This window comes from Actinosynnema sp. NPDC002837 (assembly GCF_040295345.1).
GTDB lineage: Bacteria > Actinomycetota > Actinomycetes > Mycobacteriales > Pseudonocardiaceae > Actinosynnema.
Map to the genome: position 1 here is coordinate 1 of NZ_JBEOVG010000088.1, position 25,764 is coordinate 25,764.

The following is a 25,764-nucleotide window of genomic DNA, read 5'->3' on the forward strand; positions in this document are numbered from 1 at the left end:
CCCTCACAGCGAGGTGAGGGGCACACCGGCGTGCCTGCTCAGGTGCGGGTCTTCACGTGGGCGCGTTCGCCTTGCGGGCCGAACAGGATCAGCAGTTCGACGGGCTCGGCGCCGGCGGTGCCGAGCCAGTGCGGTACCCGGGTGTCGAACTCGGCCGCTTCCCCCGGCGTGAGCACGATGTCCTGCTCGCCGAGCACGAGCCGCAGCCGTCCGTTGAGGACGTAGAGCCACTCGTGCCCCTCGTGGGTCTGCGGCGTGGGCACGGCGTCGTGCAGCGCGCCCGGGATGAGCACCTTGAACGCCTGCGTGCCGCCCGGTCGGCGGCTCAGCGCCATGAACGTCATGCCGTGCCGCCGGATCGTGCGGATGTGGATGCGCGGATCGCCGGTGGGCGGTGCGCCGACGAGCTCGTCGAGCGGCACGCCGTGCGCCCGCGCCAGCGGCAGCAACAGCTCCAGGTTCGGCCGCCGTCGGCCGCTCTCCAGCCGTGACAGGGTGCCTCCGAGATGCCGGTGGTCTCGGCCAGCTCGGCCAGGGTGACATCGCGGGCGCGGCGCAGCGCCCGCAGCCGCGGTCCCACGGCGGTCAGCACGCGGTCCAGGTCGTCGTCCATGCCCCGCAGCTTGCCAAGACGGCAAGGTCGTTTGCCACTCCGGTGACTGGCTGACCACGGTGTCCGGTGTGGCTGGTGGCGCGGGCGCGCCGTGGATCCGCGCGGACCGGCTCGGCGAAGTAGGCTGCCCGCGCTCTCTCGGAAAAAAGTTCGGCGGGTGTGTCGATCCGCGGCGCGGTCCGTTCGACCTTGGGGTGACAGGGTCCGAGAGAGGGCCCGGACGACGGCCAGGGAGACGGAACCATGAAGTACATGCTGATCATGCGCGCGACCGACGAGGCCTACGCCCAGATGGGCGACATCGACTTCACCGAGATGCTGGAGACGATGGGCAGGTTCAACGACGAGCTGATCCGGGCCGGCGTGCTGGTCGCCGCGGAAGGGCTCGCCGAGGCCGAAGAGGGCGTGGTGGTCGACTACTCGTCCGAACCGCCCGTGGTCACCGACGGCCCGTACGGCGAGACGAAGGAGCTGTTCAACGGCTTCTACATCCTCAACGTGGCGTCGAGGGAGGAAGCCGTCGAGTGGGCCAAGCGGTTCCCGATCAGCGGGCCCGGCTTCAAGACCGAGATCCGCCGGGTCTCCTCGATCGACGAGTTCCCCCAGGACAACGAGTGGATCCAGAAGGAGCGGGCGTGGCGGGAAGCCACCGGTCAGCTCTGAGCGGGTCGACCGCGGGCGACCCCACGGGCCGCGGCGCCGTCGGCGCCGTCTGGCGGATCGAGTCGGCGCGGATCGTCGGCGCGCTCGCGCGCTACACCGGCGATTTCGCGCTGGCCGAGGACCTGGCGCAGGAGGCGCTGGCGGAGGCGCTCGTGACCTGGCCGCGCGACGGCGTGCCGACCAACCCGGCGGGGTGGTTGCTCACCGTCGGCCGGCGGCGCGCGATCGACGCGTTCCGCCGGCGCTCCGCCCTCGACGAGAGGTACGCCGCGCTCGCGCACGACCTGGGAGAGGGCGGCGCCACCTCGGGTGGCGGCCCCGTCGACGCCGACGACCTGCCGTGGGACCCGGACCAGATCGACGACGACGTGCTGGCGCTGATGTTCATCTCCTGCCACCCCGTGCTGTCGCGGGAGGCGCGGGTGGCGTTGACGCTGCGCGTGGTCGGCGGTCTGACCAGCGACGAGATCGCCAAGGCGTGCCTGGTGCCGACCGCGACCGTCCAGGCCAGGATCACCAGGGCGAAGAAGACCCTCGGCGCGGCCGGCGTGCCGTTCGAGGTGCCGACGGCCGAGGAGCGGACCGCGCGGCTCAACTCGGTGCTCAACGTGGTCTACCTGATCTTCACCGAGGGGTCCACGGCCAGCTCCGGTGACGACCTGATCCGGTTCGACCTCGCGGGCGAGGCGCAGCGGCTCGCCCGCGTGCTGAGCAGGCTCGTGCCCGACCAGCCCGAGGTGCACGGCCTGCTGGCGCTGCTCGAGCTGACCGCGGCGCGCTTCCCCGCCCGCACGGGGTCGGACGGCGAGCCCGTGCTGCTGGAGCACCAGGACCGCCGCCGCTGGGACCACGCCGCGATCCGGCGTGGACGTGCCGCGCTGGCCCGTGCCGAGAAGGTCGGGCGCGGCCTCGGGGCCTACGGCTTGCAGGCGGCCATCGCCGAGTGCCACGCCGTCGCACCCTCGGTGGAGGCGACGAACTGGGAGCGGATCGTGCTGCTGTACGAGGCGCTCGGCCGGCTCGCGCCGTCACCGGTGGTCGACCTCAACCGGGCGGTGGCGGTGTCCATGGCCAGTGGACCGGCCGCGGCGCTGCCGATCGTGGACGGGCTGGCGGGCTCCGACCCGCTGGCGAACTCCTACCTGCTGCCCAGCGTGCGCGGTGAGCTGCTGTGCAGGCTGGGTCGTGCGGACGAGGCGCGGGTCGAGCTGGAGCGGGCCGTGCGGTTGTGCGGCAACGAGCGTGAACGGGCGGTGCTGGAGCGCAAGCTCGGCGACCTCAGGACATCTGGGTGAGGATCATCGTGTTCCACCAGTAGCCGAGCTGGTCGAGCGAGTCGGGGTCGAGCGCCGTCGACGACCGCAGCTCGCCGGTGACGGAGGTCCGGGTGTCGACCCACCACACCCGGCCGACGCCGTCGGCGACGAAGCAGGTCGTGTACTCGCCGGGGACGGGACCGCTCTCGGACCGGTAGTACAGGGAGTAGTGCGCGGGCTGGGTCAGGGGTCGGCAGCCGCCCTGGCTGTCGTCGCGCGGGATGCGGTTGGCGTCCACGAGGGCTTTGAAGTGGGCGTCCTGGGCGGCGCGATCGGTGAACAGGTGGAACACCGCCTGGTCCGGTGGCGGGAAGCGGAAGTGCGCCGAGTTCGCCTTGGTGCACGTGACGGTCGCGGCCGCTCCCCCGCTCGACGGGCTGGGCGCGCAGCTCGGGTTGCCCCGGTAGACGGTGGGCAGCCGTTCCAGCAGCACGGACGCCTGCTGGTCGACGGTGGTGGTGGTCGGCGCGGGCGTTGTCGACGTGGTCGCCTTGGAGGTCGACGTCGTCGTGGAGGCCGAGGTCGTCACGGAGGTCGTGGGGGAACTCGCGAGCCGGCCGTCGCCCAGCCAGTCCGACGACCAGACCAGCACCACGGCGACCAGCACCAACGCCACGGCGCCGGCGACGATCGGCGCGACCGGCACCTTGCGCTCGGGCACCCGCCGGGCCGGACCCGTCACGGGGTTGGGGACGAGCGGCAAAGGCGTGCCGTGAGTGGGGGTGAACGGCGCAGGCGTGGCGGGGCCGGGGGCGAGTCGCGCGGGCGTGCCTTGGGCGGGGGTGAACGGCGCTCGCACGCCCGGGGCAGCGGCGCCCGGGGCAGCGGCGGGTGGCGCGGGAGTGCCTTGGGCGGGGGCAGGTGGGGTGGACGGTCGAGGTCGAGCGGGGACAGGTGGCGGGGTGGCGAGGGCTTCGGCCGCCGCGGCGGCCAGGGCGCCGGCGGTCTGGAAGCGCTGCGCCGGGTCCTTGGCCATGCCGCGCCCGATCACCCCGTCCAACGCGCGCGGCACGGCGGGGTTGGCGGCGGAGGCGGCGGGCGGTGGCTGCTGGAGGTGCGCCCAGAGCAGGGCGGCGGCGCTGTCCGCCTCGAACGGCCGGTTGCCCGTGACGCACGCGTGCAGCACGCAGGCCAGGGCGTAGACGTCCGCGCGGCCGTCCACCTGCCCGTCGCCGAACCGCTCGGGCGCGAGGTAGTCCAGGGTCCCGATCACCGCGCCGGACGCGGTCAGGTGCGTGCCGGCGGGCAGGACGCTGCGGGCGATGCCGAAGTCGACCAGGTACACGAAGTCGTCCGGCGTGACGAGGATGTTCGACGGCTTGACGTCCCGGTGCACCAGGCCGTCCGCGTGCGCGGCGTCGAGCGCGCCGGCGACCTGGGCGACGATCCGCACCGCCCGCGCCGGGTCGAGCGGCCCGTCCGCGACGACCGCCGCCAGGTCGCGCCCCTCAACCAACCGCATGTCCAGGTAGAGCCGGCCGTCGATCTCGCCGTAGGCGTGGATCGGGATGACGTGCGGTTCACGCAGCCGTGCCGCGATCCGCGACTCGCGCCGGAACCGGGCGCGGAAGTCCTCGTCGTCGTTGTGCTCGGCGGAGAGCCGCTTCAACGCCACCACGCGGTCGTGCGCCGTGTCGTGGGCCCGGTGCACCTCGCCCATGCCGCCGCGCCCCAACAGCTCGCCGACCCGATAGGGCCCGAACTCCTCCGCCATGACTCCCCCGGCTCCGCCACGCCGCCACTGCAGGACCGACGCGGATCAACGCCACAGGGTTCCACGCACGTGATCGGATCCGGCGCGGCGGGTGCGCCCGCTCAGGGTTTGCCCTTCCCTGCCTTGCCGGACGACTTCCCCTTCCCGTCCTTGGCCTGGCCGGGCGCGGGTCCCACCTTCGGACCGGCGACGGGCCGCTCCTCGATTACCGGTGTCGTCGTGCTCGTCGTCGTGCCGGTCACCGGCTGGTCCGGCGGCGTGGTCGTGTCCTGGACGACGGCTTGCGGCGCGGGCTCCACGGGCGCGGACGTGGCCGGTGAAGGTCCGGGCGACACCGCCCAGGCGATGCCGAGCGCGCCGACCAGCCCGGCCGCCGACGCGACGAGCGCCGTCAACTGCCGACGTGAGCCGGGCGCGGCGGTGGCGACGGTCGGGTCGTCGCCGGGGCGGCCCCGCAGCACGCGGGCGCACTCGTCGGCGGTGGGCCGGCGACGAGTCGACAGCGCGGTGGTCAACGACAGCAGGCGCACCAGGTCGGCGGGCAGGTCGTCGGGCACGGCCGGCGGGCGGTGCAGCCGGGCCACGGCCGACTCGACGTCACCGCCCGGGTACTCGCGGCGACCGGTCAGGCACTCCAGCAGCACCAACCCGAACGAGTACACGTCGGCGGCCGGTCCGATCTCGCTGCCGCGCACCTGTTCCGGCGCCAGGTAGGCGGCCGTGCCGACCATCTGGTCGGTTCGGGTGAAGCGGGTGGTGTCGGCCAGGTGCGCCAGCCCGAAGTCGGCCAGGTAGGGCGTGCCGTCGTGGTCGAGCAGGATGTTGGACGGCTTGACGTCCCGGTGCACCACGCCCTGCTCGTGCACGTAGGCCAACGCGTCGGCCAACTGTGCGCCCAACTCCCGCACCTCGGTCACCGACAGCGGTCCGTCGGCGATCCGATCACGCAGGGTGCGGCCCTCGATCAGCCGCAGCACGACGAACGCCGTGCCGTCGGCGTGGCCGGCGTCGTACACGGAGACCAGCCCGGGGTGCGACAACGCGGCGAGCGTCCGGGCCTCGTTGTCGAACCGCCGCCCCGCGTCCGCGTCCGCGGTGGTGTCGAACAACTTGACCGCGACGTCCCGCCGCAGCACCGCGTCCCACGCGCGGCGCACCTCGGCCATGCCGCCGACGCCCAACGTGCCGGCCAACTCGTACCGACCGGCCAGGAGCTCGCCACAGCCAGGAAGCGACACCGCTACCACCCTCCGGCGGGGACACAGGACACCCTCAGGTGCCCCTTCCCCGCCGACCACAAACGCGACGCCTTCGGGGTCAGCGCCGCCAGGCCGCGACGGTGGCCGCGGTCCAGGCGCCGACCCGGTCCGGGAAGCCGGTGGCGGGGAACGTGCCGTCCACGGCGACGTCGTCGATGGTCACCTCGAAGGCCCTCGGCGTCGGGCCGAGCGGTGCGACCGGCACGCCGGCCACGACGTCCGCGAGCCCGCTGCCGTGCCGGGAGTTGGCGCGGCGCATCGCTTCGGCGAACCGGGTGACCGCGGTCAGGCCGCCGTCCAGGTAGACGTGCAGGGTCGCCCACGGACGGGCCCGGTCCCGCTCCGGCAGGCGGCCGGGGTGCTGGAGCAGGAAGCACGACACGGTGACGCCGTGCAGCGGTCCCCACGGGGCGCGCCGGGAGTGGTCGAGCGCCAGCACGACGTGGAACAGCTCCTCGCACGAGTGCGGACGGGCGGGCGCACCGCACTCGGAGCAGCGGGTCATGGACGGGACCGTACGAGCTCCACCCGCTGGAAGGTCAAGCCGTGCCCACCTCGGGCCACGCCGGGCGTGTCCCACGACGCCGGCGGGGGGCGGAGCCGGCCGGTTCTCACCCGTTCGCCGGAGACGCCCGGGCGTTGCGCTGAGTAACTTTCACCACACGGTCCCTGCCATTGATCGACCCACGAAAGGTGGAAGATCATGAACCGTGCTGTGAAACGACTGGTCACCCTGGCGAGCGCACTGGCCTTGTCGGTGATCACCGTCCCGGCGGCGCAGTCCGCCCCCGCACCAGGCTCCTACTGGACACCGGAACGGATGCGCGCCGCCGTTCCGCTCGACCTCCGCACCACGGCCCCCTCCGCGCTGCGCTCCACCGTCCCGGCCGGCGAGCCGACCACCATCGCACCGCTGGCCTTCCCCAACGGCGGCAGCGCGTGGACCGGCGGCGGCGCGGTCGTGCGGACCGCGGGCCGGGTGTTCTTCACCTACCAGGGCCGCAACGCCTCGTGCAGCGGCAACGCCGTCACCAGCGCCAACAAGAGCACGGTCGTCACGGCCGGGCACTGCGTGAAGCTCGACGGCGCCTACCACACCAACGTCGCGTTCGTCCCGGCCTACGACAACGGGAACGCCCCGTACGGCACGTGGAACGCACGTGCCACCTTCGCCACCCCCCAGTGGCACGCGAGCGAGGACATCAACTACGACATCGGCGCCATCGTCGTCGGGCAGCTGAACGGCCAGTCCCTCACCGACGTCGTGGGCGCGCAGGGCATCGCGTTCAACCTGCCGCGCGCCGACAACACCTACGCGTTCGGCTACCCCGCCGCCGCGCCGTACGACGGCACGAAGCTCGTCTACTGCAGCGGTCGGACGTTCAACGCCTTCCTCAGCGACGGCATCGGCATGACGTGCAACATGACCGGTGGCGCCAGCGGCGGCCCCTGGTTCCGCGCGTTCTCCGAGGCGACCGGCGTCGGCACGGTCAACTCCGTCAACAGCTACAAGATCAACCTGTTCCCGAACTGGATGTTCGGCCCGTACTTCGGCGCCGACGCCCAGAACCTCTACAACCAGGCGCAGGCCGCCTGACCTCGGACGGCGGGCCGGGCCGCGCGCCCGGCCCGTCACCCGGCCCCTGTGGTGATCTTCACACGGTCGGGTGACAAACTTCGGGCTCACCGAAGCCCAGGGGGAACGCCCATGCTCACGCAGGCCACGAACGTGCTGCACATGCACCAGAAGGTCACCTTGATGGTGAACCGCTACGAGGTCTTCGCCGACAACGGCGGCGAGCCCGGTCCGCTGGTGGCGTTCGTCGAGCAGAAGCGGATGGCGTTCAAGGAGCAGGTGACCATCTACACCGACTCCAGCAAGAGCCAGGTGCTCGCGGGCTTCCGCGCGCGCAAGGTGATCGACCTCGGCAGCGGCTACGACGTGATCGACGGCGCCGGGCAGTCCATCGCGCTGTTCCGCAAGGACTTCGGCAAGTCCCTGATCAACTCGACCTGGCACCTCGACCAGCCGAACGCGCCGACCACCACGGGCCGCGAGCGCAACCACGGCCTCGCCGTCCTGCGCCGCCTCTGGGGCTTCCTGCCGCTGGTGAACAACATCCCGTTCCCGTTCCGCTACCACTTCGACTTCGCCCGCGACGGTCAGCCGGTGTTCAGCGTGGACAAGAAGACGTGGGTCCGCGACCACTACCTGATCCGGATCACCGACCCCTACATCGACCGCCGTGCGGTCATCGCGCAGGCCGTCGCCGTGGACGCCCTCCAGTCCCGTTAGGCCCGCGCACCGCTCGTGGCGGAGGTCGGGCCCGGGCTCAGGGCGACCGCGGCCATGGACTTGGGATCCTCGGCCACCAGGCTCGCGCGCACCCACCGGTTCAGCGCGGCGCACACCGGCGCAGGCAGCGGAACGCCGCCGGGACGCCAGAACGCGGGCACGTGCTCCAGTCGCGCGTCGGCGTCGACCAGCGCCCGCCTGGCCAACCCGGGCTCGCAGACCGCCGCCTGCCGGCGAGCGTGCGGAAGACGGGCTTCCGCACGCACCGCCGGTGCAGCGCCCGCATCCCCGCCACCCCAGTCGGTGGATCGGACCGAACGACATCGGTCAGTAGTAGCTGGAGCCCACCGGCACCCACGCCAGGCGCCGCACTCCCCGTTCCGTCCCCAACCGGCGCAGCAACGGCCTCACCAAGCGCTTCACGCGACTCCTCCCCGCAGCAGGACCGATCGGGTCGATCGCCGAACACGTTCGAACAAGCCGAGCCCGCCCGATGACGTCACGCGCCATCGGGCGGGCCAGGGGTCGGAAGATCAGATCGAGACGTACCAGAGGGTGAACACGAAGTACGACGGATTGCACGGGTGCTGACTGACGGGAGCCTTGTACTGCAAATGCTCCGCCGCCGCGCACCCGCCGCTGTGCAACGCCCTCAGGTAACCGGACGACGGGTCGAAGTTCCACTTCTGGTTCGGCACGTCCATGCAGATGTACTGCTGGATCGTCGCGCCCGGGTCCGTGCTCGCGCCGCGCACGTCGAGGCATTTCTGACTGGCGACGTTCCTGAACTGGCCGTAACCGGGCATGGTGCTCGGGAGGTACTCCCACTGCTGGTTCGCGCCGCCGTTGCAGTGGTAGGTCTGCACCGGCTTCTTGTTGTCCAATGAGCCGCCCGGCACGTCGAGGCACATGCCGCCGGCCCGGTTGACGATGGTGGTGACGGCCGACGCCGAGATCGAGGCCGTGGCCGGAACCGTCGGGAAGAGCACGGATCCGACCGCGGTCAACACCGCGACGGCGACCATCGAGAATCTTCGTGTGATCATTCGGCAAGTAGAGCAGGAAGCCGAATCGGACCGGGACGACCATTCGCGGTAATGACGAGTGGACGACCGAAGTCGAAATACCGAAGTTCGCCGCACATTTCGTATTCAGAGGTGATGGGCCACACGGGGCCCCGACCCGTTCGTGCGGTTGCACTAGTGCACAGCAGGTCATTTGCCGTCATCGCGAGAAGTCCGGCCGATCTCCCGCATACGGTTTTCACATGAAGTACCTGGAGGGGCCTTTCGCCCCGGTCACCGAAGAGATCACCGCGCACGACCTCGCCGTCACCGGGCGGATCCCGGCCGAGCTCGACGGCCGTTACCTGCGCAACGGGCCCAACCCGTTGGGCGTCGAGGACCCCGCCGTGCACCTGTGGGGCATGGGGCAGGGCATGGTGCACGGCGTGCGGCTGCGCGACGGCCGGGCCGAGTGGTACCGCAACCGCTTCGTCCGCACGCCGGGCTTCGCGCCGATGGTGCACGTGTTCGAGCACGCCCGGCGGACGTTCGCCCTGGCCGAGGGCGGCCTGCCGCCCGCCGAGCTGGACGCCGAGCTCAACACCGTCGGCGTGTGCGCGCTCGGTGCGACGGTCGAGGGCTTCACCGCGGGCGCGCACTCGAAGCACGACCCGCTCACCGGCGAACTGCACTCGCTCTCGTACATGCCCGGGCACGAGTTCGTCCAGCACATCGTCATCAACGCGGACGGGCACGTCGTGCGGACCACCACCGTCCCCCTGACGCGGACGCCGTTCATGCACGACTTCGCGCTCACCGAGAACCACGTCGTCCTCTGGGACACGCCGATCGGCTTCGACGGGTTCGAGTGCCGCTGGCTCCCGGAGCACCCGACCCGGGTCGGCGTCATGCCGCGGACCGGCGGCGACGTGCGCTGGCTCGATATCGACCCGGTGCACGTCAGCCACACGCTCAACGCCTACGACGACGGTGACGCGGTCGTGGTCGACGTCGTCACGGCCGAAGGTCCGTTCGACCCGGCCGACCCCGGCGCGATCCGGCCCGCGCTGGACCGCTGGACGATCACCCCGGACCGGGTCGACCAGCGCCGCCTCGACGACCGGCCGCAGGACTTCCCGCGGGTCGCCGAAGCCCGCGCCACCCGCCCGCACCGGTACGGCTACTGCGCCGCGACCGCCCTGTACGGCATCCCGTTCACGCCCGAGGGCACGCCGTCCGACGACGCCTTCACCAACGCCCTGGTCAAGCACGACCTGCACCGGGGCACGTCCGAGGTGCACGGGTTCGGCCGGCACGAGGCGGTCGGCGAGGCCGTGTTCGCCGCCACGGGCCAGGGCGAGGACGACGGCTACCTGCTCACCTACGTCCACAACCCCGATCGCGGCGCGAGCGACCTCGTGATCCTCTCGGCCCAGGACTTCACCGGCGAACCCGTGGCCCGCGTGCACCTCCCGGCCAGGGTGCCGCTCGGCCTGCACGGCAACTGGTTGCCCGAGCACTGAAGCCTGGCACGATGACGCCGTGAACGAGCCGCCGCCGTACCTCCGGATCGTCGCCGAGGTCGAACGGCGCATCGCGGACGGCGAGCTGCGGCCCGGCGACCCGGTCCCCACCACCAGGGCGATCATGCGCGAGTGGGGCGTCGCCATGGCCACCGCGACCAAGGCGCTGGCCGCGCTCAAGCAGGCGGGCGCCATCGAGTCGACGTCCCGCGTCGGCGCGGTGGTGGCCCGGCGCAGGCTGCCGTCGCGGTCGGCGGGCGGTCTGGACCGCGACCGCGTCGTCCGGGTGGCCATGGGCATCGCCGACGCCGACGGCCTGGCCGCGCTGTCCCCCCGGGCGGTCGCGGCCAAGCTCGGCGTCGCCACCGTGACCCTGCGCGAGCACTTCGACGCCGACCTCCCCCAGCTCGTCGCCGACGCCGCGTTCGCGGAGATCGAGTACCCGCGGCCGCCGCCGGGGTGGCGGGCCCACCTGCGGGTCGCCGCCCGGCTCCAGTGGGCGGCCTACCAACGCCACCCCTGGCTGCCGCGACTGGTGTCGATCGTCCGGCCGGCCACGCTGCCGGGACTGCTCGCGTACGCGGAGTGGACGTTGCGGGCGCTCGACGGCCTCGGGCTGGACGAGCGCACCCGCCTGCACGTCTACGCCGCCGTGGTCAACCACGTGCGCGGCACGGCGCTGAACATCGAGAGCGAGGCCGGCGCGGAGCTGGACACCGGGATGACCAGCAAGCAGTGGATGACGGCCCGCCTCGCCGTCGACGGCCCGCTGATCGCGCACCTCGCGCGGGTCACCGAGCCGGGCGCGGACGTCGACCTCGAGTCCCTGTTCGACTTCGGCCTCGAACGCCTCCTCGACGGCCTGACCACGGTCGTCACGCCGCGCAAGAGCCACCGCTGATCCGCGCGCGCCGGTCGTGGTGATCGAACCTGGCCTACATTGAGGCCATGAGTGGCGACGCACCGCTGTCCGCGGCCGAGAAGACGCTGAGCGTCCTGGAAGCGCTCGCCGACCACTCGCGCATCGCCGACATCGCCGACGCCTCCGGCCTGCCGAAGCCCACCGTGCACCGGATCCTGCAGACCCTCGTCCAGCGCGGTTTCGCGCGGGCCGACGGTCGGGGCGGCTACCTCGGCGGCCCGCGCATCCTCAGCCTCGCGGGCCGGTTCCTCCAGCGCCTCGACGTCGCCGAGCACGTCCGCCCGACGCTGCGCGACCTCCAGGAGCGGACCGGGTGGACGGTCCACTTCGCACTGCTGTCCGGCGACGAGGCGGTGTACGTGGCCAAGGTGGAGGGAGCCCGGCCCTACCACCTGGCCTCCCGCGTCGGCATGAGCCTGCGCCTGCACTGCACGTCCATCGGCAAGGCGATCCTGGCCGCCCTGCCCGACGACGAGGTCCGGGCCCTGGCCCGCCGCACCGGCCTGCCCGCACGCACCGAGCGCACCATCACCGACGAACGCGCCCTGCTCGCCGAGCTGGCCGAGGTCCGCGCACGCGGTTACGCCGAGGACCACGAGGAGAACGAGGCGGGCGTGCGCGCGGTCGGCGCGGCCGTGGTCAACCACACCGGTGAGGTGGTCGGCGGGCTGTCGGCGGCGTCGCTGGTCGACCTCGCCGAGGCGCCCCGGGACCTGCCGCAGCTGGTCGTGCGCGCCGCCGCCGAGGTCTCGCGCGCGTTGGGCGCCGACTGAACCGAATCACCCTGTGACCGCCTTCACAAGGCGGGGCGAGCCATGTCATGGTGGAGCCATGTCGATGGAACCGCATTCCGTCAGGCGGAACGCATGAAGGTCACGTCGAGCGAGCTCACCAAGCTCGCGGTCCGGATCCTGCTCGACGCCGGCACGAACCTCGTCGACGCCAAGGCGGTCGCGGGCTCGCTGGTGGAGTCGAACCTGACCGGCCACGACTCGCACGGCGTGCGCAGGCTCGTCGACTACGTGGCCCGCATCCGCGACGGCCGGATCGACCCGCGCGCCCGCCCCGGCGTCGACCACCCGCGTCCGGGCACGGTCGTGGTCCGCGGCAACGGCGCGCTCGGCCGGGTCGCGGCCGGTGTCGCGGCCCGCGAGCTGCGCGCCCTGACCCGCACGCACGGCAGCGGCGTCGCGGTGATCCAGGACTGCAACCACGTCGGCAGGCTGGGCGAGTACGTCGGCTTCCTGGCCGAGCACGACCTGGTCGCGCTCGCGTTCGGCAACGCCGACGCCACCGTCGCGCCCTACGGCGGCCGGGAACGGCGACTGGGCACCAACCCGCTCGCCTGGGCCGCGCCCCGTGCGGCGGACCGCCCGCCGATCGTGGTCGACTGGGCCACGTCCGGCGTGGCCGAGGGCAAGCTGGCGGTGGCCCGCGACCGCGGTGAGCGGGTGCCCGAGGGCCTGGTGCTCGACCCGGACGGCCGACCGACCACCGATCCCGGCGACTTCTACGCGGGCGGCGCGCTGCTGCCGTTCGGCGGGCACAAGGGCTACGGCCTGAGCGTGCTGATCGAGGTGGTGGGCGGCCTGCTCACCGGCATGGGCATCGGCAGCCTGCCGGGCTACCGCGGCGGGTTCGGCACAGTGCTGGTGGCCGTCGACATCGGCTCGCTCACCCCGGTGGAGCGGTTTCGCGAGCAGGCGGAGCTGTTCTGCCGCGAACTGGTCGGCACCCCGCCCGCCCAGGGCGGCGGCGAGGTGCTGGTGCCGGGCGAACCGGAGGCACGCACCCGTCGCGCCCGGTTGCGCGACGGCATCCCGATGACCGAGGAGACCTGGCGCGAGCTGCACGGCCTGCTCACGGCAAAGGAGGGAACGACATGACCGGAGCCGCCGACCGCACCGCGGCCGAGCACGACGCGGTGCGCGAAGACCCCGCCGGCGGCGGGCGACTGCGCCGCGTCGTCGGCGCGTCCGTGGTCGGCACCGCGTTGGAGTGGTACGACTTCTTCATCTACGGCTTCGCCGTGACGCTGGTGTTCAACGAGCTGTTCTTCGTCACCGAGGACCCGGCGACGGGTGTGGTCGTGGGGTTCGCGACCTTCGGCGTCGGCTTCGCGGTCCGGCCGCTGGGCGGCTTCGTGTTCGGCCACCTCGGCGATCGCATCGGCCGCCGGTCGACGCTGGTGGTCACGACGCTGGTCATGGGCGTGTCGACCGGGTTGATCGGCCTGCTGCCGACCTACGACTCCATCGGCATCGCCGCGCCGATCCTGCTGACCGTGCTGCGGATGTGCCAGGGCCTCGGCGCGGGCGCGGAGTTCGGCGGCGCGTCCACGCTGCTGGCCGAGCACGCCCCGCCGCGCAGGCGCGGCTTCTTCACGTCGTTCGCGCAGACCGGGGTCCAGCTCGGCCTGCTGTCGGGCACGGTGGTGTTCCTGCTGGTCGAGACGCTGCCCCGGCAGACGGTGCTGGACTGGGCGTGGCGCATCCCGTTCTGGTTCAGCTTCGCGCTGATCGCGGTCGCGCTGTACGTGCGGCTGCGGGTCGACGAGTCGCCGGTGTTCCAGCGCATGGCCCGGCAGCGGACCACGGTGAAGCTGCCCGTGTCCGACGCGCTGCGCCGCTACCCGCGCAACTTCCTGATCGGCATCGGCGCCCACATCTGCGACACCGCGATCGTCTACATCTACGCCACCTACAGCCTCGCCTACATCACAAAGTCGCTGGCGCTGCCGCGCTGGGTCGGGCTCACCGGCGTGGTGGTGTTCGGCGTGGTCGTGATCGTGCTGCAACCGGTGTACGGCGCGTTGTCCGACCGGATCGGGCGGCGACCGCTCAACCTGTTCAGCGTGGTGTTCACGGCGGCGTTCGCGTTCCCGTTCTTCCTGCTGCTCGACACGCGCGAACCGGTGCTGATCTGGGTGGCGCTGGTGGTGGCGACGGCGTTCGGCCTGGCGCCGATGATCGCGGTGCAGCCCGCGTTCTACGCCGAGCTGTTCGGCGCGCGCGTCCGCTACACCGGGTTCGCCGCGTCCCGCGAGATCGGCGCGGCGCTGGCCGGGTTCTCGCCGCTGGTGGCCGCCGCCCTGGTCGCGCGGGCGGACGGGCAGGGGTGGCCGGTCGCGCTGTGGATGATCGGCACCGCCGTGGTGTCGTTCGTGGCGTTCCTGTTCTCGGCGGAGGGCAAGGACGTCGACATCGCCGCCGTCGACACCGCCGGGGTGGCGCCGAGGTGACCCATCCCCGCCTGTCGACGGCCCGGCTGCCCGGGTGGCTGGCGGCCGACCTGCCGAGCGCGCCGGTCGGCATCGTCCACATCGGACTGGGCGCGTTCCACCGCGCCCACCAGGCGGTGCTGACGCAGGAGGCGATGCGGGTCGAGCCCGGGCCGTGGGGCATCTGCGCCGTGGCGCAGCGCAACGGGCGGCTGGTCGACGCGCTGGTCGAGCAGGACCACCTGTTCACCGTCACCGAGCGCGGCCCCGAGGACGACCGGCTGCGCGTGGTCGGGAGCGTGCGCGAGGCGCTGCTGGCCGTGGAGCAGCCGGATCGGCTGACGGCCGTGCTGTCCGAACCGGACACCCGCGTGGTGACGCTGACCGTCACCGAGGCCGGCTACCGGCACGACCCGGTCACCGGGCGGCTGCGCACGGACGACCCGGACGTGGCGGCCGACCTCGCGGGCGGGCCGCCGCGCACCCCCGTGGGGCAGGTGGTCGCCGGCCTGCGCCGTCGCCGTGCTCGCGGGCACCCCGGGCTCACCGTCCTCTCGTGCGACAACCTGCCCGACAACGGCCGCCTGGTCGCGCGCCTGGTGCGGGAGTTCTGCGCCCGGCGCGGGGAGGGCGACCTCGCCGAGTGGGTCGACGGGCACGTGCGGTTCCCGTCCAGCGTGGTGGACCAGATCGTGCCCGCCACCACGGACGCCGACTTCGCCCGCGTGTCCGAGGTCCTCGGCTTGGAGGACCGGGCCGCGGTGGTCGGCGAACCGCACCGCCGGTGGGTGGTGGAGGACGACTTCGCCGCCGGGCGTCCCGCCTGGGACGAGGTCGGCGCGGAGCTGGTGGCCGACATCGCGCCGCACCAGGCCGCGAAGCTGCGGCTGGTCAACGGCACGCACTCGGCGCTCGCCCACCTCGGCCTGCTGGCCGGCTGCACGAGCACCGCCGACGCGTTGGGCCGCCCCGAGCTCGCGCACTTCGCCGAACGCCTGCTGCGCACCGAGACGGGACCGTCGTTGCGCCGGTTCGGCCGGTGCCCGGGCGAGCGGGAGGTCGAGGCGCTGCTGACCCGGCTGGCCAACCCGCGGATCACCCACCGGCTGGACCAGATCGCCGGCGACGCGCTGCGCAAGCTGCCCCAACGCCTGCTCGACCCGGCGGTCGACCTGCTGGTGCTGGGCATCGAGCCGCGCCTGATCTGCCTGGCCGTCGCCGGTTTCCTGCACCAGCAGGACTTCCCGGTGCTCACCTTGCCGCTGCCGCTGCGCGAGTCGCGCGTGTTCCGCGCGCTGCTGGCGGACGCGGTGCGCCGGATCGACCAGGACGGGGTGGTGGCCACCCTGCGCGGGATCGGGAGGATCTGAATGGACCTGCACGACACCGTCGCCGTGGTGACCGGCGGCGGCACCGGGATCGGCCGCGCCACGGCCCTGGCGCTGGCCCGTGCGGGCTGCCGGGCGGTCGTGGTGACTTACTCGCGGTCCTCCGCCGACGCCGAGTCCGCCGTGGCCGAGCTGACCGCCGCCGGGTGCGAGGCCGTGGCCGAGCGAGTCGACGTGGCCGACGACGGCCAGGTGCGCTCGACCGCCGAACGGGTGCGCGCCCGGTTCGACCGGGTCGACGTGCTGGTCAACAACGCGGGCACGACGAAGGCCGTGCCGCACGCGGACCTCGACGCCCTGACCGACGAGGTGTTCCACCACGTGCTCGACGTCAACGTGGTCGGCACGCTCCGCGTCACGCGTGCGTTCGCCGAGGACCTGCGGGTGGCCCGCGGCGCGGTGGTCAACGTCGCGTCCATCTCCGGCTACCGGGCCGGCGGGTCGTCCCTCGCCTACGGCGTGAGCAAGGCGGGGCTGCTGCAACTGACCCGCAACCTCGCCGTGGCCCTCGCGCCGGACGTGCGGGTCAACGCCGTCGCGCCGGGCACCGTGACGACCCGGTGGCAGACGTCGCTGCACGGCGAGGCGGGGTTCGCCGAACGGGCGGCGGCCGAACGGCGAACCGTGCCGCTGAGCCGCACCGCCGATCCCGGGCACGTGGCGCAGGCCGTGCTGGGGCTGCTGGCGATGGACCTGGTGACCGGCGAGGCGATCATCGTGGACGGCGGCAAGCACGTCGTGTACTAGGACCCTCCCGACCGCAACCACACCACCTCGCACGGCCAACGCCACCACCCGGCCGCACCACGCGCCCTGCACCACCGCGCAGCTCAGCCAATCCAGCGCCACCGCGCCACGCGCCCTGCACACCACCGCGCAGCTCTGCGAAACCAGCGCCCCCACACCGCGTCGAGGGTCGAGCCCTACGGGGCGTCCCGGTCCGCCGCCTCCGCGATGCGCTTGATCGCCGCCAGCCGCCGGTCCCAGTCGGCGGCCAGCGAGGCCATCCACCGAGCCGTCGCGTCGAGTGCCGCGGGTCGCACCGAGTAGCGCACCTCACGCCCCACCCGACCGCCCGAGACGAGCCCGGCGGCGTCCAGCACGGCGAGGTGCTTCACCACCGCCTGCCGTGACACGGGCAGCTGCTCGGCCAGCTTCGTCGCCGTGGTCTCACCCTGCGCCGCGAGCAGGTCGAGCAGCTGACGGCGCGTCGGATCGACCAGCGCGGTGAGCACGCTGTCGACCTCGTCGGCGGCATTGCGGTCGTCCATCCCGCGCATATGATCGCACGCGGGATTCGCCGGACGCGCCTACAGCTCGTAGACCTGCCCCGTCTGCGCGCCCTCGACCGACCGGACGTAGGCCCGGGCGACCTTGGCCAGGTCGACCGACTCCATGCCGGGGAAGAAGTCGCCGTAGGCGTCGAGGCTCTCGGTGAACACGGTCGGGCTGACGGCGTTCACGCGCTGCGGCGCGATCTCGATCGCCGCCGCCCGCACGAACGCCTCGACCGCGCCGTTCGCCAGGGAAGCCGCGCTGCCGGTCGGCACGGGCTCGCGCGCCAGCACGCCGGTGATGAGCGTGAACGAACCCCGTTCCGCGATCCGGCCGACGCCCTGCCGGACGAGCTCGACCTGGCTCAGCACCTTCCCCCGGAACGCGTCCAGGTAGTCCTGCGCGGTCATCTCGGTGACCGGCTTCCACGGCACGTCGCCCGCCGCGCTCACGACCGCGTCGACCCGGCCCGCCCGCTCGTACATCTCGGCGACCTGCGCCGGGTCGCTGACGTCGTGGCGCAGGTCGCCGCCGGAGCGCCCGACAGTGACGACGTCGTGGCCGCGTTCGGTGAGGGCGCTGTGGACGGCCGTGCCGAGCGTGCCGCCGGCGCCGATGAGGACAATCTTCATGGCGATCACGCTAGAGCCGATCCGCACCGTCCGTGAAATGCCGAATGCGCAGCACTTATGCTCCACGGTTATGAATGTGGAGTTGCGGCACCTGCGGGCGTTCGCGGCGATCGGCAACGAGCGCACGATCACCGGCGCCGCGGCCGTGCTGCACGTCAGCCAGCCCGCGCTGTCCCGCACGTTGGAGCAGTTGGAGAGCAGGCTCGGCACCAGGCTGGTCGAGCGCACGACCCGCAGCCTGGCGCTGACCGAGGCCGGCGTGCGACTGCTGGCGCACGCCAACCGCATCCTCACCCAGGTGGATGACGCGCTGGCCGAGGTCAAGGCCGGGCCGAGGGCGCTGCGCGTCGGGTTCGCCTGGGCCGCGCTCGGCAGGCACACGGTGCCGTTGCTGCGCGGTTGGCGCGACGCCCGGCCGGACGCGGAACTGCGGGTGTTCCGGCCGGACGACCCCGAGGGCGCGTTGCGGCGCGGCGAGATCGACGTGGCGTTCGTGCGCTCGCCGGCGGCCCCCGATCGCGACCTGGCGTCCGCCGACCTCTACCTCGAACCACGCGTGGCCGCCGTGTCCGAAGATCACCCGTTCGCGCGAGCCCTCGCCGTCCGGCTGGACGACCTCGCCGACCGGCCCGTCGCGATCTGCGCCACCGCCACCAGCACCAGCACCGACCTGTGGCCGGCCGACCACCGCCCCGACGCGCTCGACGTGGCCAACGCCGACGAATGGCTCACCGCGATCACCACCGGCGACGCCGTCGGGGTCACCACGGACGCGACCGCGCACACCCACCCGCACCCCGGCGTCCGCTACGTGCCGATCACCGACGCCGACCCCGTGGCGGTGCGGGTGGTCTGGCCCCGGAGCGCGACCCACCCCGCCACCGACGCCTTCCGCGAGCACGCGCGCGTGCTGCTCCGGGGAGCGGCCCGGTCCGAGAGCTGACGCGCACCGCCCATACTGGACCATTCGGTACAGTCCAGGGAGGGCCCGTGCTCACGAAGAAGGGCGCCGCGACCCGGCAGCGGATCGTCGAGGCGATGGCCGCGGAGATCCGCGAGCGCGGCATCAACGCGGCCACTCTGGAGGACGTCGGGCGGCGCAGCGGCACCGGCAAGAGCCAGCTGTTCCACTACTTCCCCGAGGGCAAGGAACAGCTCCTGCTGGCCGTGGCCCACTGGGAGGCCGACCGGGTGATCGAAGACCAGCAGCCGCACCTCGGGCAGCTCACGTCGTGGGCGGCGTGGCGGCGGTGGCGGGACGTGGTGGTCGAGCGCTACCGCAGGCAGGGCGTGCACTGCCCGCTCGGCGTGCTGATCACCGAGGTCGGCAGGCACACCCCGGCGGCGCAGGCGGTCACCCGGCAGCTGCTCGCCCAGTGGCAGCACCAGGTCCGGGTCGGCATCGAGCAGATGCAGGACAGCGGCCGGGTCAGCCGCCGCGTCGACCCGCACCGCACGGCCGGCGCCGTCATCGCGGCGATCCAGGGCGGGGTGACGATCCTGATGTCGACGGGCTCCGCCGAACACCTCGAATCCGCCCTGGACCTGTGCCTGGACCACCTGCGCGACTACCGCTGAGCCCAGTTGCGCACGACCGGGCGGTAGCCGGCCGGCTTGTCGCCGAGCTTGACCCCCGGGCTGACCAGCCACTCCTGGTAGTCCGGCGTGAACATCCGGTAGACCGACGCCGGCGGCTCGGCACTGGCCCGGTCGAGCCGGTCGCGCAGCTCCGCCGGCAGCTCGAAGTCCAGCGCCGCCACCGACGTGCCGAGCTGCTCCGCGCTGCTCGCGCCGACGATGGCCGCGCCGATCCCGGGCCGGTTCGCGACCCAGTTCAGCGCGACCTGGGCCATCGTCACCCCCAGCTCGGCGGCCACGGCCTCCACCACCTTCAGCAGCTCCCACTGCCGGTCGGTCCACGACGACCCGCCGCCCGCGAGCCTGCCCTCGCCGGTCGGCCCGGCGTCGGAGTGGCGGTACTTGCCGGTGAGGAAGCCGCCGCCGAGCGGGCTCCACGCCGTGACGCCGAGCCCCAGCTCCTGCCCCACCGGGACGTGTTCGGCCTCGATGGTCCGGTCGATGAGCGAGTACGGCAGCTGGAGGCTGATCATCGGGGTGAGCGAGTGCGCCTCGGCGAGGGTCTGCGCCCGCGCGGCGTACCAGGCGGGCACGTCGGACAGCCCCGCGTGGCGGATCTTGCCCGCCCGCGCCAGGTCGTCGAACGTGCGCAGCACCTCGTCGACCGGTGTCAGCCGGTCCCACGTGTGCAGCAGGAACAGGTCGACGTAGTCGGTGCCCAGGCGCCGCAACGACGCCTCGACCGCCCGGATCATGTGCTTGCGGCCGTTGCCGCCCGCGTTCGGGTCGCCGGGGTCGACGCTGTTGGTGAACTTGGTGGTGAGCACCACCCGGTCGCGCACGCCCGCCTCGGCGACGAGGCGGCCGAGGATCGTCTCGCTCTCGCCCGCGGTGTAGAAGTCCGCGGTGTCGAGGAAGTTGCCGCCCGCCTCCAGGTAGCGCCGGAAGATCGGCCGGGCCTCGTCCTCGGTCCTGCCGTACGCGGCGTGGAAACCGCCGGTGCCGAAGTTCATCGTGCCCAGCGCCAGCCGGCTGACGCGCAGCCCGGAACGGCCCAACAAGAAGTACTCGTCCAATGCCATGCGGCCCACGGTGCCGAGTCGAAAATGTACCCGCAAGTACAGAAATCGATGACGTACACGCATGACGTCGTCCGACGGTCGCCGGGGACCGCACCGCGTTCCTAGTGTCGCTCCGGGCGCTGCGGTGAAGTCCGAGCACCGCGGTTCCCCCGCACGAACATCCCGAGAACGCAGAGGAAACCATGTCCGAAGTCACGTACACCGCAGTCGCCACGTCCACCGCGGAAGGGCGCAACGGTGGCCGTGCGTCCTCCGACGACGGCGCGCTCGACGTCGCCCTCGCCGTGCCGAAGGAGCTCGGCGGCGCGGGCGGCGCGACGAACCCGGAGCAGCTGTTCGCCGCCGGCTGGGCGTCCTGCTTCGTCGGCGCGGTGCGCCGGGTGGCGGCAACGAAGAAGGTCCGCCCGACGGACCTCGCCGTGGTCGCGGAGATCACGCTGCACCACGACACCGTCGCGAGCGAGTTCAAGCTCAGCGCCGTGCTCCGCCTGAGGGCGTCGGGCATCGACCAGGCGACCGCCGAGGAGCTGGTCGACGGCGCGCACCAGGTGTGCCCGTACTCGAAGGCGACCCGCGGCAACATCGAGGTCACCCTCCAGGCCGCCGCCGTCTGACCACAGTGGACGCACGCGCCCGGCCGGGGTCGGGCGCGTGCGTCGACGTTCAGAGGTGGTCGGCGTCGACGACCGCCCGGGCGAACGGCTGCGGCGCCTCCTGCGGGACGTTGTGGCCGATGCCCTCGAAGACCCGGTGGTCGTACCGGCCGGTGAACTTGTCGCGGTAGGACGCGCCGTCCGCCGCCGCGCCGTCGAAGTCGCTGCCGATCGTGATCGCGGGCACGGCGATGGCCGGCGCGGTGGCGAGTTGCCGTTCGTAGCGGTCGTACCGGGTCTCCCCGGGCGCCAGGCTCAGCCGCCAGCGGTAGTTGTGGATCACGATGTCGACGTGGTCGGGGTTGTCGAACGACGCCGCGCTGCGGTCGTACGTCGCGTCGTCGAAGTCCCACCGCGGCGACGCGTCCCGCCAGATCAGCTTGTTGAACTCGTGCCGGTTCCGGCGGTAGCCGAGAACGCCTCGTTCGGTGGCGAGGTAGTACTGGTACCACCAGTTCCGCTCGGCCGCCGGCAGCAGCGGCTCCAGGTTCTTCGCCAGGTTCGTGACGAGGTACCCGCTCACCGCGACGATCGCCTTGCAGCGCTGTGGCCAGAGCGCGGCCACCACGCCCACCGTCCGCGCGCCCCAGTCGAACCCGCCGAGCACCCCCTTGTCGATCCGCAGCGCGTCCATGAAGGCGATGACGTCAAGCGCCACCGCGGACTGCTGGCCGTTGCGGACGGTGTGCGGCGACAGGAACGTGGTCTCGCCGTAGCCGCGCAGGAACGGCACGAGGACGTGGTAGCCCTCGGCGGCCAGCAGCGGCGCGACGTCGACGTAGCTGTGCGCGTCGTACGGCCAGCCGTGCAGCAGCACGACGGCCTGGCCGGTGCGGGGGCCGAACTCGGCGTAGGCGATGTCGAGCACACCGGCCCGCACGTGCTTCAGCCGGCCGAGCGAGGTGTTGCCGCCGGTTCGCCCGCCCAGCGCGGCGGCGGTCGGCGTGACCGCTGCGGGCAACGACGTCGCCACCGTGCCCGCCGCGACCACCCGGCCGAACGTTCTCCTGCTGATCATCTCCGGCTCCCTGTGCCGTCTCACCGTGGACGACGGCGACGCTAGGTGCGCCGCGCGGGCCGCCGCGACCGTCGGGTGACGCTGCCGGTGTACGTCACCGCAGCGCGTCGAGCGCCTCGCCCAGGTCGGCGCGGGAGGTCACGCCCAGCTTCGGGAAGATCCGGTGCAGGTGGGTGCCGACGGTCCGGTGCGACAGGAACAGCCGTTGCCCGATCTCCCGGTTGGTCAGGCCCTCGGCGGCCAGCCGCGCGATGCCCAACTCGTGCGGTGTCAGCCTCTCCCGCGCGTCCGGGTCCCGGTTCGGGCTCGACTCCCCCGCGCCGCGCAGCTCACGGCGGGCCCGTTCGCCCCACGCGGTCAGGCCGAGCGCGTCGGAGGTGTCCCTGGCGGCGCGCAGGTGCGTCCGGGACTCCACCACCCGCCGTTGCCGGCGCAGCCACTCGCCGAACGCCAGGTGCAGGCGGCCCCGTTCGGCCGGCCACCCGGTCAGGTCGGCGCGCAGCGCGGCCGTGAACAGCGGCTCCGCCTCGTCGTTGGGCGCCAGCACGGCACGCGCGTAGCGCAGCCCGATGTGCAGCGCCGGCGAGGGTGTCGACGCGGCGGTCGGCTCCAGGTCGCGCACGATGTCCCGCGCGGCGTCGGTCCGGCCGGCCCGCACGGCCGCCTCGGTCAGCTCGGGGAGGCAGTAGGCGCGCAGGGCCAGGTGGTAGGACGGGTCGGCGGGGTCGTGCAGCCGGCTCAGGTCCGCGAACGCGTCCTCGAAGCGGCCCTCGCCCGAGGCCGAGATCCCGGTCGCGAGCCGCACGGTGGCCAGCACCGGGCGGGCGCCCGCGGCGAGGCCGACCCGTTCCGCCTCGCCGGCCAGCGCCGCGGCCCGTCCGTGGTCACCGCGCAGCGCGGCGATCTCCGCCTGGACGGCCGTGGCCAGCCCGTGCATGAACGGCTGCCGGGTTTCCCGGGCGAGGTTCGCCGCCTCGGCCGCGACCGGCGCGGCCGAGGTCAGGTCGCCGAGCCGGGTCCGGCACCACGCCTCCACGGCCAGGGCCCTGGCCAGCAGCCCGAGGCGGCCTTGGGCACGCAGCCCCGGCGTCGCCGCGGCGGAGAACCGTGCCGCCAGGTCGAACGCGCCGACTTGCAGGGACGCGCTGCCCAGGTACCGGTCGACCTCCGGGTCCGTGCCGGTGGCGCCAGCCAGGGCGCGCAGCTCGGCCAGCACGGCGTCGCCCTGTTCGAAGGGCGCGACGTAGGCGGTGATGGCGATCATGGCGGGTTCGTCCGCGCCGACCGGCAGCCGCTCCGCGACCTCCAGCAGCGAACGGCGCGCGTCCGGGCCCGGTTCGACCCAGAAGCAGCGCATGGCGGCGCCCCACAGGATCCGGGCGGCGGTGTCGACCTGGCCGTCGTCGGCGACCGAGGCGGCCAGCCCGCCCAGTTCCGCCACGCGCGAGACGTCTTCGCGGACGCCGTCCTCGAAGCCGCTGAGCACCCAGCCGGCGGTGGCGCGCCGGCGCGGCGTGAGGTCCAGGGCCTGTGCGTCGCGCACCAGCCGTTCGGCGGTGTCGCGGCGGCCTACCTCGACCGCCAGTTCGGCGGCGCGCAGCAGCCGGACCGCCCGCCCGGACCGCGACCCGCTCAGCCGGGCCGCCCGCTCCAACGCGGCCACGGCGGCGGCGAGCCCACCCCGGCGCTGGGCGCGTTCGGCCGCCTGCTCCAGCTCGGTCGCCACGTCCTCGTCCGTGCCGGAGGTCGCGGCGGCCCGGTGCCAGGCCCGGCGGTCCGGGTGGGCGACGAGGGTCTCGGCGAGCGCCAGGTGCGCCTGTCGGCGTTCGTCGAATGTCGCCGCCGCGGGCACGGCCGCGCGGATCAGGGGATGGCGGAAGGTCGACACCGGGCCGTCGAGCTCGATCAACCGGGACTCGATGGCGGGCGCGAGGATGTCCGACGTGAGGGTGCCCGGCGCGGGGGTTCCCGGCGCGGGGGTTCCCGGCCCTGCCGCCGACCCCGCGTCCGGCGCAACCACGTCCGGCCCTGCCGCCGAACCCGACAGCAGACCCGAGGCCACCGGAGACCCGCCACCCGCGGCGACCACCTCCGACCCGGCCGCCGAACCCAGGAGCAGGCCGGTGGCCTCCAGGGTCTCGGGGACCAGGTCGCTCTGGTTCAGCGCCGCCACCAGCAGCGCGGTGCGGGTGGGCGCGGGCAGGGCGGCGACCCGCGCGGTGAAGGCGCGGTGCAGCCGGTCGGTCAGCGGCAGCACCGGGTCCGGCCCGGCCGGTTCCGCCACCGCGGGCAGCTCGACCAGCGCCAGCGGGTTGCCCGCCGCCTGGGCCAGCACCCGCTCCCGCGCCACCGGCGTGAGGCCGGGCGCGACCGAGTCCAGCACACCGGCCGCGACCTCGTCCGCCAGCCGACCGACGGTCATCAGGCACAACCCGGCGTCCAGCAACGGCGAGGGCTCACCGTCCCGCAGCGTCGCGAGCAGCACGACCGGCTCGGACTCGATCCGGCGCGCCACGAATGCGAGCACGTCGAGGCTCGCGCGGTCGAGCCAGTGCACGTCCTCGGCGACGACCAGCAGCGGCCGGTGCCCTGACTCCTCGGCCAGCAGGGTCAACGCGGCCAGACCGACGAGGTAGGCGCCCGGTTCCGGGCCGTCGGCGAGCCCGAGGGCGGTGCGCAGCGCGTCCCGCTGCGGACCGGGCAGCCCCGCCACACCCGCCCGCACCGGGTACAGCAGTTGGTGCAGCCCGGCGTAGGGGAGGTTCCGCTCGGCCTCCGCCCCCGTCGTCACCAGCACGCGCAGCCCGGCGATCGAGGCCGCGGCGACGGCTTCCGCCACGAGCGCCGACTTGCCGATACCCGCTTCACCGCGCAGGAGCACGCCACCACGGCCCACCGGACCGTCCACCAGCTCGGCCAGGGCCTTCAGCTCGGCGTCCCTCCCCGCCAGTGGCATCACCCGGCCGCCAGCCGTGACGGGCGCAGCGGCGGGTTGCCGCGCAGCCGCGCGCGGTGCGCCAGCGCCTTCATCTTGTTGCCGCACGTGGCCATCGCGCACCACTCCCGGCGGAAGCCGCGCGACGAGTCGACGTAGACCTGCGTGCACTCCGGGCGGCCGCACTCCTTCAGGAGGTCGGCCGCCGGGCCGCCGAGGATCCCGATCGCGTGCCGGGCCACGGAGGACAGCGCCTGCTCCGGCGTCGCCGTGAGCACCAGCCCGTCCGGCACGAGCCGGGGCACCACCGGCGGGACGGCCGCCACCCGGTTGAGCAGGTCGACCGACGCGGGGTCGTCGCGCTCCCCCACGATCCGGCCCCGCACCAGGACGTAGATCGACTCGCGGAGGGCGACCGCCGCAGCGAGGTCGGCCGCGGCACTGCCCGGCGCCGTGTCGGCCACCCCGGCCTCGACGAACCACGCGTCGAGGGCGCGCGGTGTGCCCAGCACGTCGCGCGGCGCGGGGCTCCGGCGGGCCCGGAGGGTGCCCGCGAAATCCAGCGCGGGGTCCCCGCAGGGGAAGGCGTGCTCCACGTAACCAGTCTGACAGGTGACGAATACGTGCGCCAATCAATAACCGTCTTGACAGGTTGCGAACAGCCGTGCCAAGG

At 73.4% G+C, this 25,764-nt stretch carries 25 protein-coding genes and 1 pseudogene; 14 read left to right on the top strand and 12 right to left on the bottom strand.

What is annotated here, in order from left to right:
• Positions 1-38 precede the first annotated feature (38 nt).
• Positions 39-613: pseudogene (locus ABTZ99_RS36625) on the bottom strand (helix-turn-helix domain-containing protein).
• Positions 614-856: 243 nt separating this feature from the next.
• Here ABTZ99_RS36625 and ABTZ99_RS36630 point away from each other — a divergent pair.
• Together ABTZ99_RS36630 and ABTZ99_RS36635 are read left to right on the top strand one after the other, a co-directional pair.
• On the top strand, positions 857-1,276 hold the full coding sequence (locus ABTZ99_RS36630) for a YciI family protein (RefSeq protein ID WP_498785036.1): 420 nt from the start codon (positions 857-859) through the stop codon (positions 1,274-1,276).
• Positions 1,273-2,571 carry an RNA polymerase sigma factor gene (locus tag ABTZ99_RS36635; protein WP_499617823.1) on the top strand — a complete coding sequence of 433 codons (1,299 nt, stop codon included), beginning with the start codon at positions 1,273-1,275 and terminating at the stop codon, positions 2,569-2,571. Before ABTZ99_RS36630 ends, ABTZ99_RS36635 begins: the two co-directional genes overlap by 4 nt.
• On the opposite strand, the gene ABTZ99_RS36640 is transcribed toward ABTZ99_RS36635, so the two are convergent.
• The 3 genes from ABTZ99_RS36640 to ABTZ99_RS36650 form a co-directional block, all read right to left on the bottom strand.
• Positions 2,555-4,306 (bottom strand): serine/threonine-protein kinase, encoded by a 1,752-nt coding sequence (locus tag ABTZ99_RS36640; RefSeq protein WP_499617801.1) that lies wholly within the window; start codon positions 4,304-4,306, stop codon positions 2,555-2,557. The two genes, ABTZ99_RS36635 and ABTZ99_RS36640, sit on opposite strands and share 17 nt — an antisense overlap.
• Before the next feature lie 101 nt (positions 4,307-4,407).
• Positions 4,408-5,544, bottom strand: a complete 1,137-nt coding sequence (locus tag ABTZ99_RS36645; protein ID WP_499617802.1) for a serine/threonine-protein kinase — start codon at positions 5,542-5,544, stop codon at positions 4,408-4,410.
• Between the two features lie 79 nt (positions 5,545-5,623).
• Positions 5,624-6,070 carry a DUF5946 family protein gene (locus tag ABTZ99_RS36650; RefSeq protein WP_498785030.1) on the bottom strand — a complete coding sequence of 149 codons (447 nt, stop codon included), beginning with the start codon at positions 6,068-6,070 and terminating at the stop codon, positions 5,624-5,626.
• Positions 6,071-6,268: 198 nt separating this feature from the next.
• Between ABTZ99_RS36650 and ABTZ99_RS36655 the strand changes: the two genes are divergently transcribed.
• Both ABTZ99_RS36655 and ABTZ99_RS36660 read left to right on the top strand, forming a co-directional pair.
• Positions 6,269-7,162, top strand: coding sequence for a trypsin-like serine peptidase (locus tag ABTZ99_RS36655; RefSeq protein WP_498785028.1), 894 nt, complete (start codon positions 6,269-6,271; stop codon positions 7,160-7,162).
• 111 nt (positions 7,163-7,273) lie between these two features.
• The gene (locus ABTZ99_RS36660; RefSeq protein ID WP_498785026.1) at positions 7,274-7,861 is read left to right on the top strand and encodes an LURP-one-related family protein; all 588 of its coding nucleotides are present in this window, start codon (positions 7,274-7,276) and stop codon (positions 7,859-7,861) included.
• Here ABTZ99_RS36660 and ABTZ99_RS36665 read toward each other — a convergent pair.
• Both ABTZ99_RS36665 and ABTZ99_RS36670 read right to left on the bottom strand, forming a co-directional pair.
• The gene (locus ABTZ99_RS36665; protein WP_499617803.1) at positions 7,858-8,067 is read right to left on the bottom strand and encodes a hypothetical protein; all 210 of its coding nucleotides are present in this window, start codon (positions 8,065-8,067) and stop codon (positions 7,858-7,860) included. The genes ABTZ99_RS36660 and ABTZ99_RS36665 overlap by 4 nt on opposite strands.
• A 327-nt stretch (positions 8,068-8,394) precedes the next feature.
• The gene (locus ABTZ99_RS36670) at positions 8,395-8,907 is read right to left on the bottom strand and encodes an RICIN domain-containing protein (RefSeq protein ID WP_499617804.1); all 513 of its coding nucleotides are present in this window, start codon (positions 8,905-8,907) and stop codon (positions 8,395-8,397) included.
• A gap of 221 nt (positions 8,908-9,128) precedes the next feature.
• Between ABTZ99_RS36670 and ABTZ99_RS36675 the strand changes: the two genes are divergently transcribed.
• From ABTZ99_RS36675 to ABTZ99_RS36705, 7 genes are all read left to right on the top strand, one after another.
• Positions 9,129-10,388 (top strand): carotenoid oxygenase family protein, encoded by a 1,260-nt coding sequence (locus ABTZ99_RS36675; protein WP_499617805.1) that lies wholly within the window; start codon positions 9,129-9,131, stop codon positions 10,386-10,388.
• 19 nt (positions 10,389-10,407) lie between these two features.
• The gene (locus ABTZ99_RS36680) at positions 10,408-11,289 is read left to right on the top strand and encodes a GntR family transcriptional regulator (protein WP_499617806.1); all 882 of its coding nucleotides are present in this window, start codon (positions 10,408-10,410) and stop codon (positions 11,287-11,289) included.
• Between the two features lie 47 nt (positions 11,290-11,336).
• Complete coding sequence (locus ABTZ99_RS36685; RefSeq protein ID WP_498785016.1) at positions 11,337-12,083, top strand: IclR family transcriptional regulator; 747 nt, start codon at positions 11,337-11,339, stop codon at positions 12,081-12,083.
• Positions 12,084-12,176: 93 nt separating this feature from the next.
• On the top strand, positions 12,177-13,196 hold the full coding sequence (locus ABTZ99_RS36690; protein WP_499617807.1) for an Ldh family oxidoreductase: 1,020 nt from the start codon (positions 12,177-12,179) through the stop codon (positions 13,194-13,196).
• Entirely contained in the window at positions 13,193-14,551 is a 1,359-nt protein-coding gene (locus ABTZ99_RS36695) for an MFS transporter (protein WP_499617808.1), read from the top strand. The genes ABTZ99_RS36690 and ABTZ99_RS36695 overlap by 4 nt, the downstream gene beginning before the upstream one ends.
• On the top strand, positions 14,548-15,900 hold the full coding sequence (locus ABTZ99_RS36700) for a mannitol dehydrogenase family protein (RefSeq protein WP_499617809.1): 1,353 nt from the start codon (positions 14,548-14,550) through the stop codon (positions 15,898-15,900). Before ABTZ99_RS36695 ends, ABTZ99_RS36700 begins: the two co-directional genes overlap by 4 nt.
• Complete coding sequence (locus ABTZ99_RS36705) at positions 15,901-16,665, top strand: SDR family NAD(P)-dependent oxidoreductase (RefSeq protein ID WP_499617810.1); 765 nt, start codon at positions 15,901-15,903, stop codon at positions 16,663-16,665.
• A gap of 176 nt (positions 16,666-16,841) precedes the next feature.
• Here the strand turns inward: ABTZ99_RS36705 and ABTZ99_RS36710 are convergent, their stop codons facing one another.
• Together ABTZ99_RS36710 and ABTZ99_RS36715 are read right to left on the bottom strand one after the other, a co-directional pair.
• Positions 16,842-17,189, bottom strand: coding sequence for an ArsR/SmtB family transcription factor (locus ABTZ99_RS36710; RefSeq protein ID WP_498785006.1), 348 nt, complete (start codon positions 17,187-17,189; stop codon positions 16,842-16,844).
• 39 nt (positions 17,190-17,228) lie between these two features.
• Entirely contained in the window at positions 17,229-17,825 is a 597-nt protein-coding gene (locus ABTZ99_RS36715) for a short chain dehydrogenase (protein WP_498785004.1), read from the bottom strand.
• A 70-nt stretch (positions 17,826-17,895) separates the two neighbouring features.
• Here ABTZ99_RS36715 and ABTZ99_RS36720 point away from each other — a divergent pair, with 70 nt between their 5' ends.
• Complete coding sequence (locus ABTZ99_RS36720; RefSeq protein ID WP_498785002.1) at positions 17,896-18,768, top strand: LysR family transcriptional regulator; 873 nt, start codon at positions 17,896-17,898, stop codon at positions 18,766-18,768.
• A gap of 47 nt (positions 18,769-18,815) precedes the next feature.
• On the top strand, positions 18,816-19,403 hold the full coding sequence (locus tag ABTZ99_RS36725) for a TetR/AcrR family transcriptional regulator (RefSeq protein ID WP_498785000.1): 588 nt from the start codon (positions 18,816-18,818) through the stop codon (positions 19,401-19,403).
• On the opposite strand, the gene ABTZ99_RS36730 is transcribed toward ABTZ99_RS36725, so the two are convergent.
• A complete protein-coding gene (locus ABTZ99_RS36730; RefSeq protein WP_499617811.1) occupies positions 19,394-20,485 on the bottom strand; it encodes an aldo/keto reductase in 1,092 nt (363 codons plus the stop codon). The two genes, ABTZ99_RS36725 and ABTZ99_RS36730, sit on opposite strands and share 10 nt — an antisense overlap.
• A gap of 182 nt (positions 20,486-20,667) precedes the next feature.
• Between ABTZ99_RS36730 and ABTZ99_RS36735 the strand changes: the two genes are divergently transcribed.
• The gene (locus tag ABTZ99_RS36735; RefSeq protein ID WP_499617812.1) at positions 20,668-21,099 is read left to right on the top strand and encodes an organic hydroperoxide resistance protein; all 432 of its coding nucleotides are present in this window, start codon (positions 20,668-20,670) and stop codon (positions 21,097-21,099) included.
• 49 nt (positions 21,100-21,148) lie between these two features.
• On the opposite strand, the gene ABTZ99_RS36740 is transcribed toward ABTZ99_RS36735, so the two are convergent.
• The 3 genes from ABTZ99_RS36740 to ABTZ99_RS36750 all read right to left on the bottom strand — a co-directional run bounded on the left by ABTZ99_RS36740 (position 21,149) and on the right by ABTZ99_RS36750 (position 25,687).
• Complete coding sequence (locus ABTZ99_RS36740; RefSeq protein ID WP_499617813.1) at positions 21,149-22,156, bottom strand: alpha/beta fold hydrolase; 1,008 nt, start codon at positions 22,154-22,156, stop codon at positions 21,149-21,151.
• A gap of 94 nt (positions 22,157-22,250) precedes the next feature.
• Positions 22,251-25,112 carry an AAA family ATPase gene (locus ABTZ99_RS36745; RefSeq protein ID WP_499617814.1) on the bottom strand — a complete coding sequence of 954 codons (2,862 nt, stop codon included), beginning with the start codon at positions 25,110-25,112 and terminating at the stop codon, positions 22,251-22,253.
• Complete coding sequence (locus ABTZ99_RS36750; RefSeq protein WP_499617815.1) at positions 25,112-25,687, bottom strand: CGNR zinc finger domain-containing protein; 576 nt, start codon at positions 25,685-25,687, stop codon at positions 25,112-25,114. Before ABTZ99_RS36750 ends, ABTZ99_RS36745 begins: the two co-directional genes overlap by 1 nt.
• Positions 25,688-25,764: the final 77 nt, after the last annotated feature.

Excerpts from the sequence above, each read along its gene's own strand:
- ABTZ99_RS36745 (WP_499617814.1), bottom strand. The coding sequence starts at position 25,112 with ATGCCACTGGCGGGGAGGGACGCCGAGCTGAAGGCCCTGGCCGAGCTG.
- ABTZ99_RS36720 (WP_498785002.1), top strand. The coding sequence starts at position 17,896 with ATGAATGTGGAGTTGCGGCACCTGCGGGCGTTCGCGGCGATCGGCAAC.
- ABTZ99_RS36630 (WP_498785036.1), top strand. The coding sequence starts at position 857 with ATGAAGTACATGCTGATCATGCGCGCGACCGACGAGGCCTACGCCCAG.
- ABTZ99_RS36640 (WP_499617801.1), bottom strand. The coding sequence starts at position 4,306 with ATGGCGGAGGAGTTCGGGCCCTATCGGGTCGGCGAGCTGTTGGGGCGC.
- ABTZ99_RS36735 (WP_499617812.1), top strand. The coding sequence starts at position 20,668 with ATGTCCGAAGTCACGTACACCGCAGTCGCCACGTCCACCGCGGAAGGG.
- ABTZ99_RS36660 (WP_498785026.1), top strand. The coding sequence starts at position 7,274 with ATGCTCACGCAGGCCACGAACGTGCTGCACATGCACCAGAAGGTCACC.
- ABTZ99_RS36705 (WP_499617810.1), top strand. The coding sequence starts at position 15,901 with ATGGACCTGCACGACACCGTCGCCGTGGTGACCGGCGGCGGCACCGGG.
- ABTZ99_RS36685 (WP_498785016.1), top strand. The coding sequence starts at position 11,337 with ATGAGTGGCGACGCACCGCTGTCCGCGGCCGAGAAGACGCTGAGCGTC.
- ABTZ99_RS36650 (WP_498785030.1), bottom strand. The coding sequence starts at position 6,070 with ATGACCCGCTGCTCCGAGTGCGGTGCGCCCGCCCGTCCGCACTCGTGC.
- ABTZ99_RS36715 (WP_498785004.1), bottom strand. The coding sequence starts at position 17,825 with ATGAAGATTGTCCTCATCGGCGCCGGCGGCACGCTCGGCACGGCCGTC.
- ABTZ99_RS36695 (WP_499617808.1), top strand. The coding sequence starts at position 13,193 with ATGACCGGAGCCGCCGACCGCACCGCGGCCGAGCACGACGCGGTGCGC.
- ABTZ99_RS36730 (WP_499617811.1), bottom strand. The coding sequence starts at position 20,485 with ATGGCATTGGACGAGTACTTCTTGTTGGGCCGTTCCGGGCTGCGCGTC.
- ABTZ99_RS36655 (WP_498785028.1), top strand. The coding sequence starts at position 6,269 with ATGAACCGTGCTGTGAAACGACTGGTCACCCTGGCGAGCGCACTGGCC.
- ABTZ99_RS36690 (WP_499617807.1), top strand. The coding sequence starts at position 12,177 with ATGAAGGTCACGTCGAGCGAGCTCACCAAGCTCGCGGTCCGGATCCTG.
- ABTZ99_RS36740 (WP_499617813.1), bottom strand. The coding sequence starts at position 22,156 with ATGATCAGCAGGAGAACGTTCGGCCGGGTGGTCGCGGCGGGCACGGTG.
- ABTZ99_RS36710 (WP_498785006.1), bottom strand. The coding sequence starts at position 17,189 with ATGGACGACCGCAATGCCGCCGACGAGGTCGACAGCGTGCTCACCGCG.
- ABTZ99_RS36670 (WP_499617804.1), bottom strand. The coding sequence starts at position 8,907 with ATGATCACACGAAGATTCTCGATGGTCGCCGTCGCGGTGTTGACCGCG.
- ABTZ99_RS36675 (WP_499617805.1), top strand. The coding sequence starts at position 9,129 with ATGAAGTACCTGGAGGGGCCTTTCGCCCCGGTCACCGAAGAGATCACC.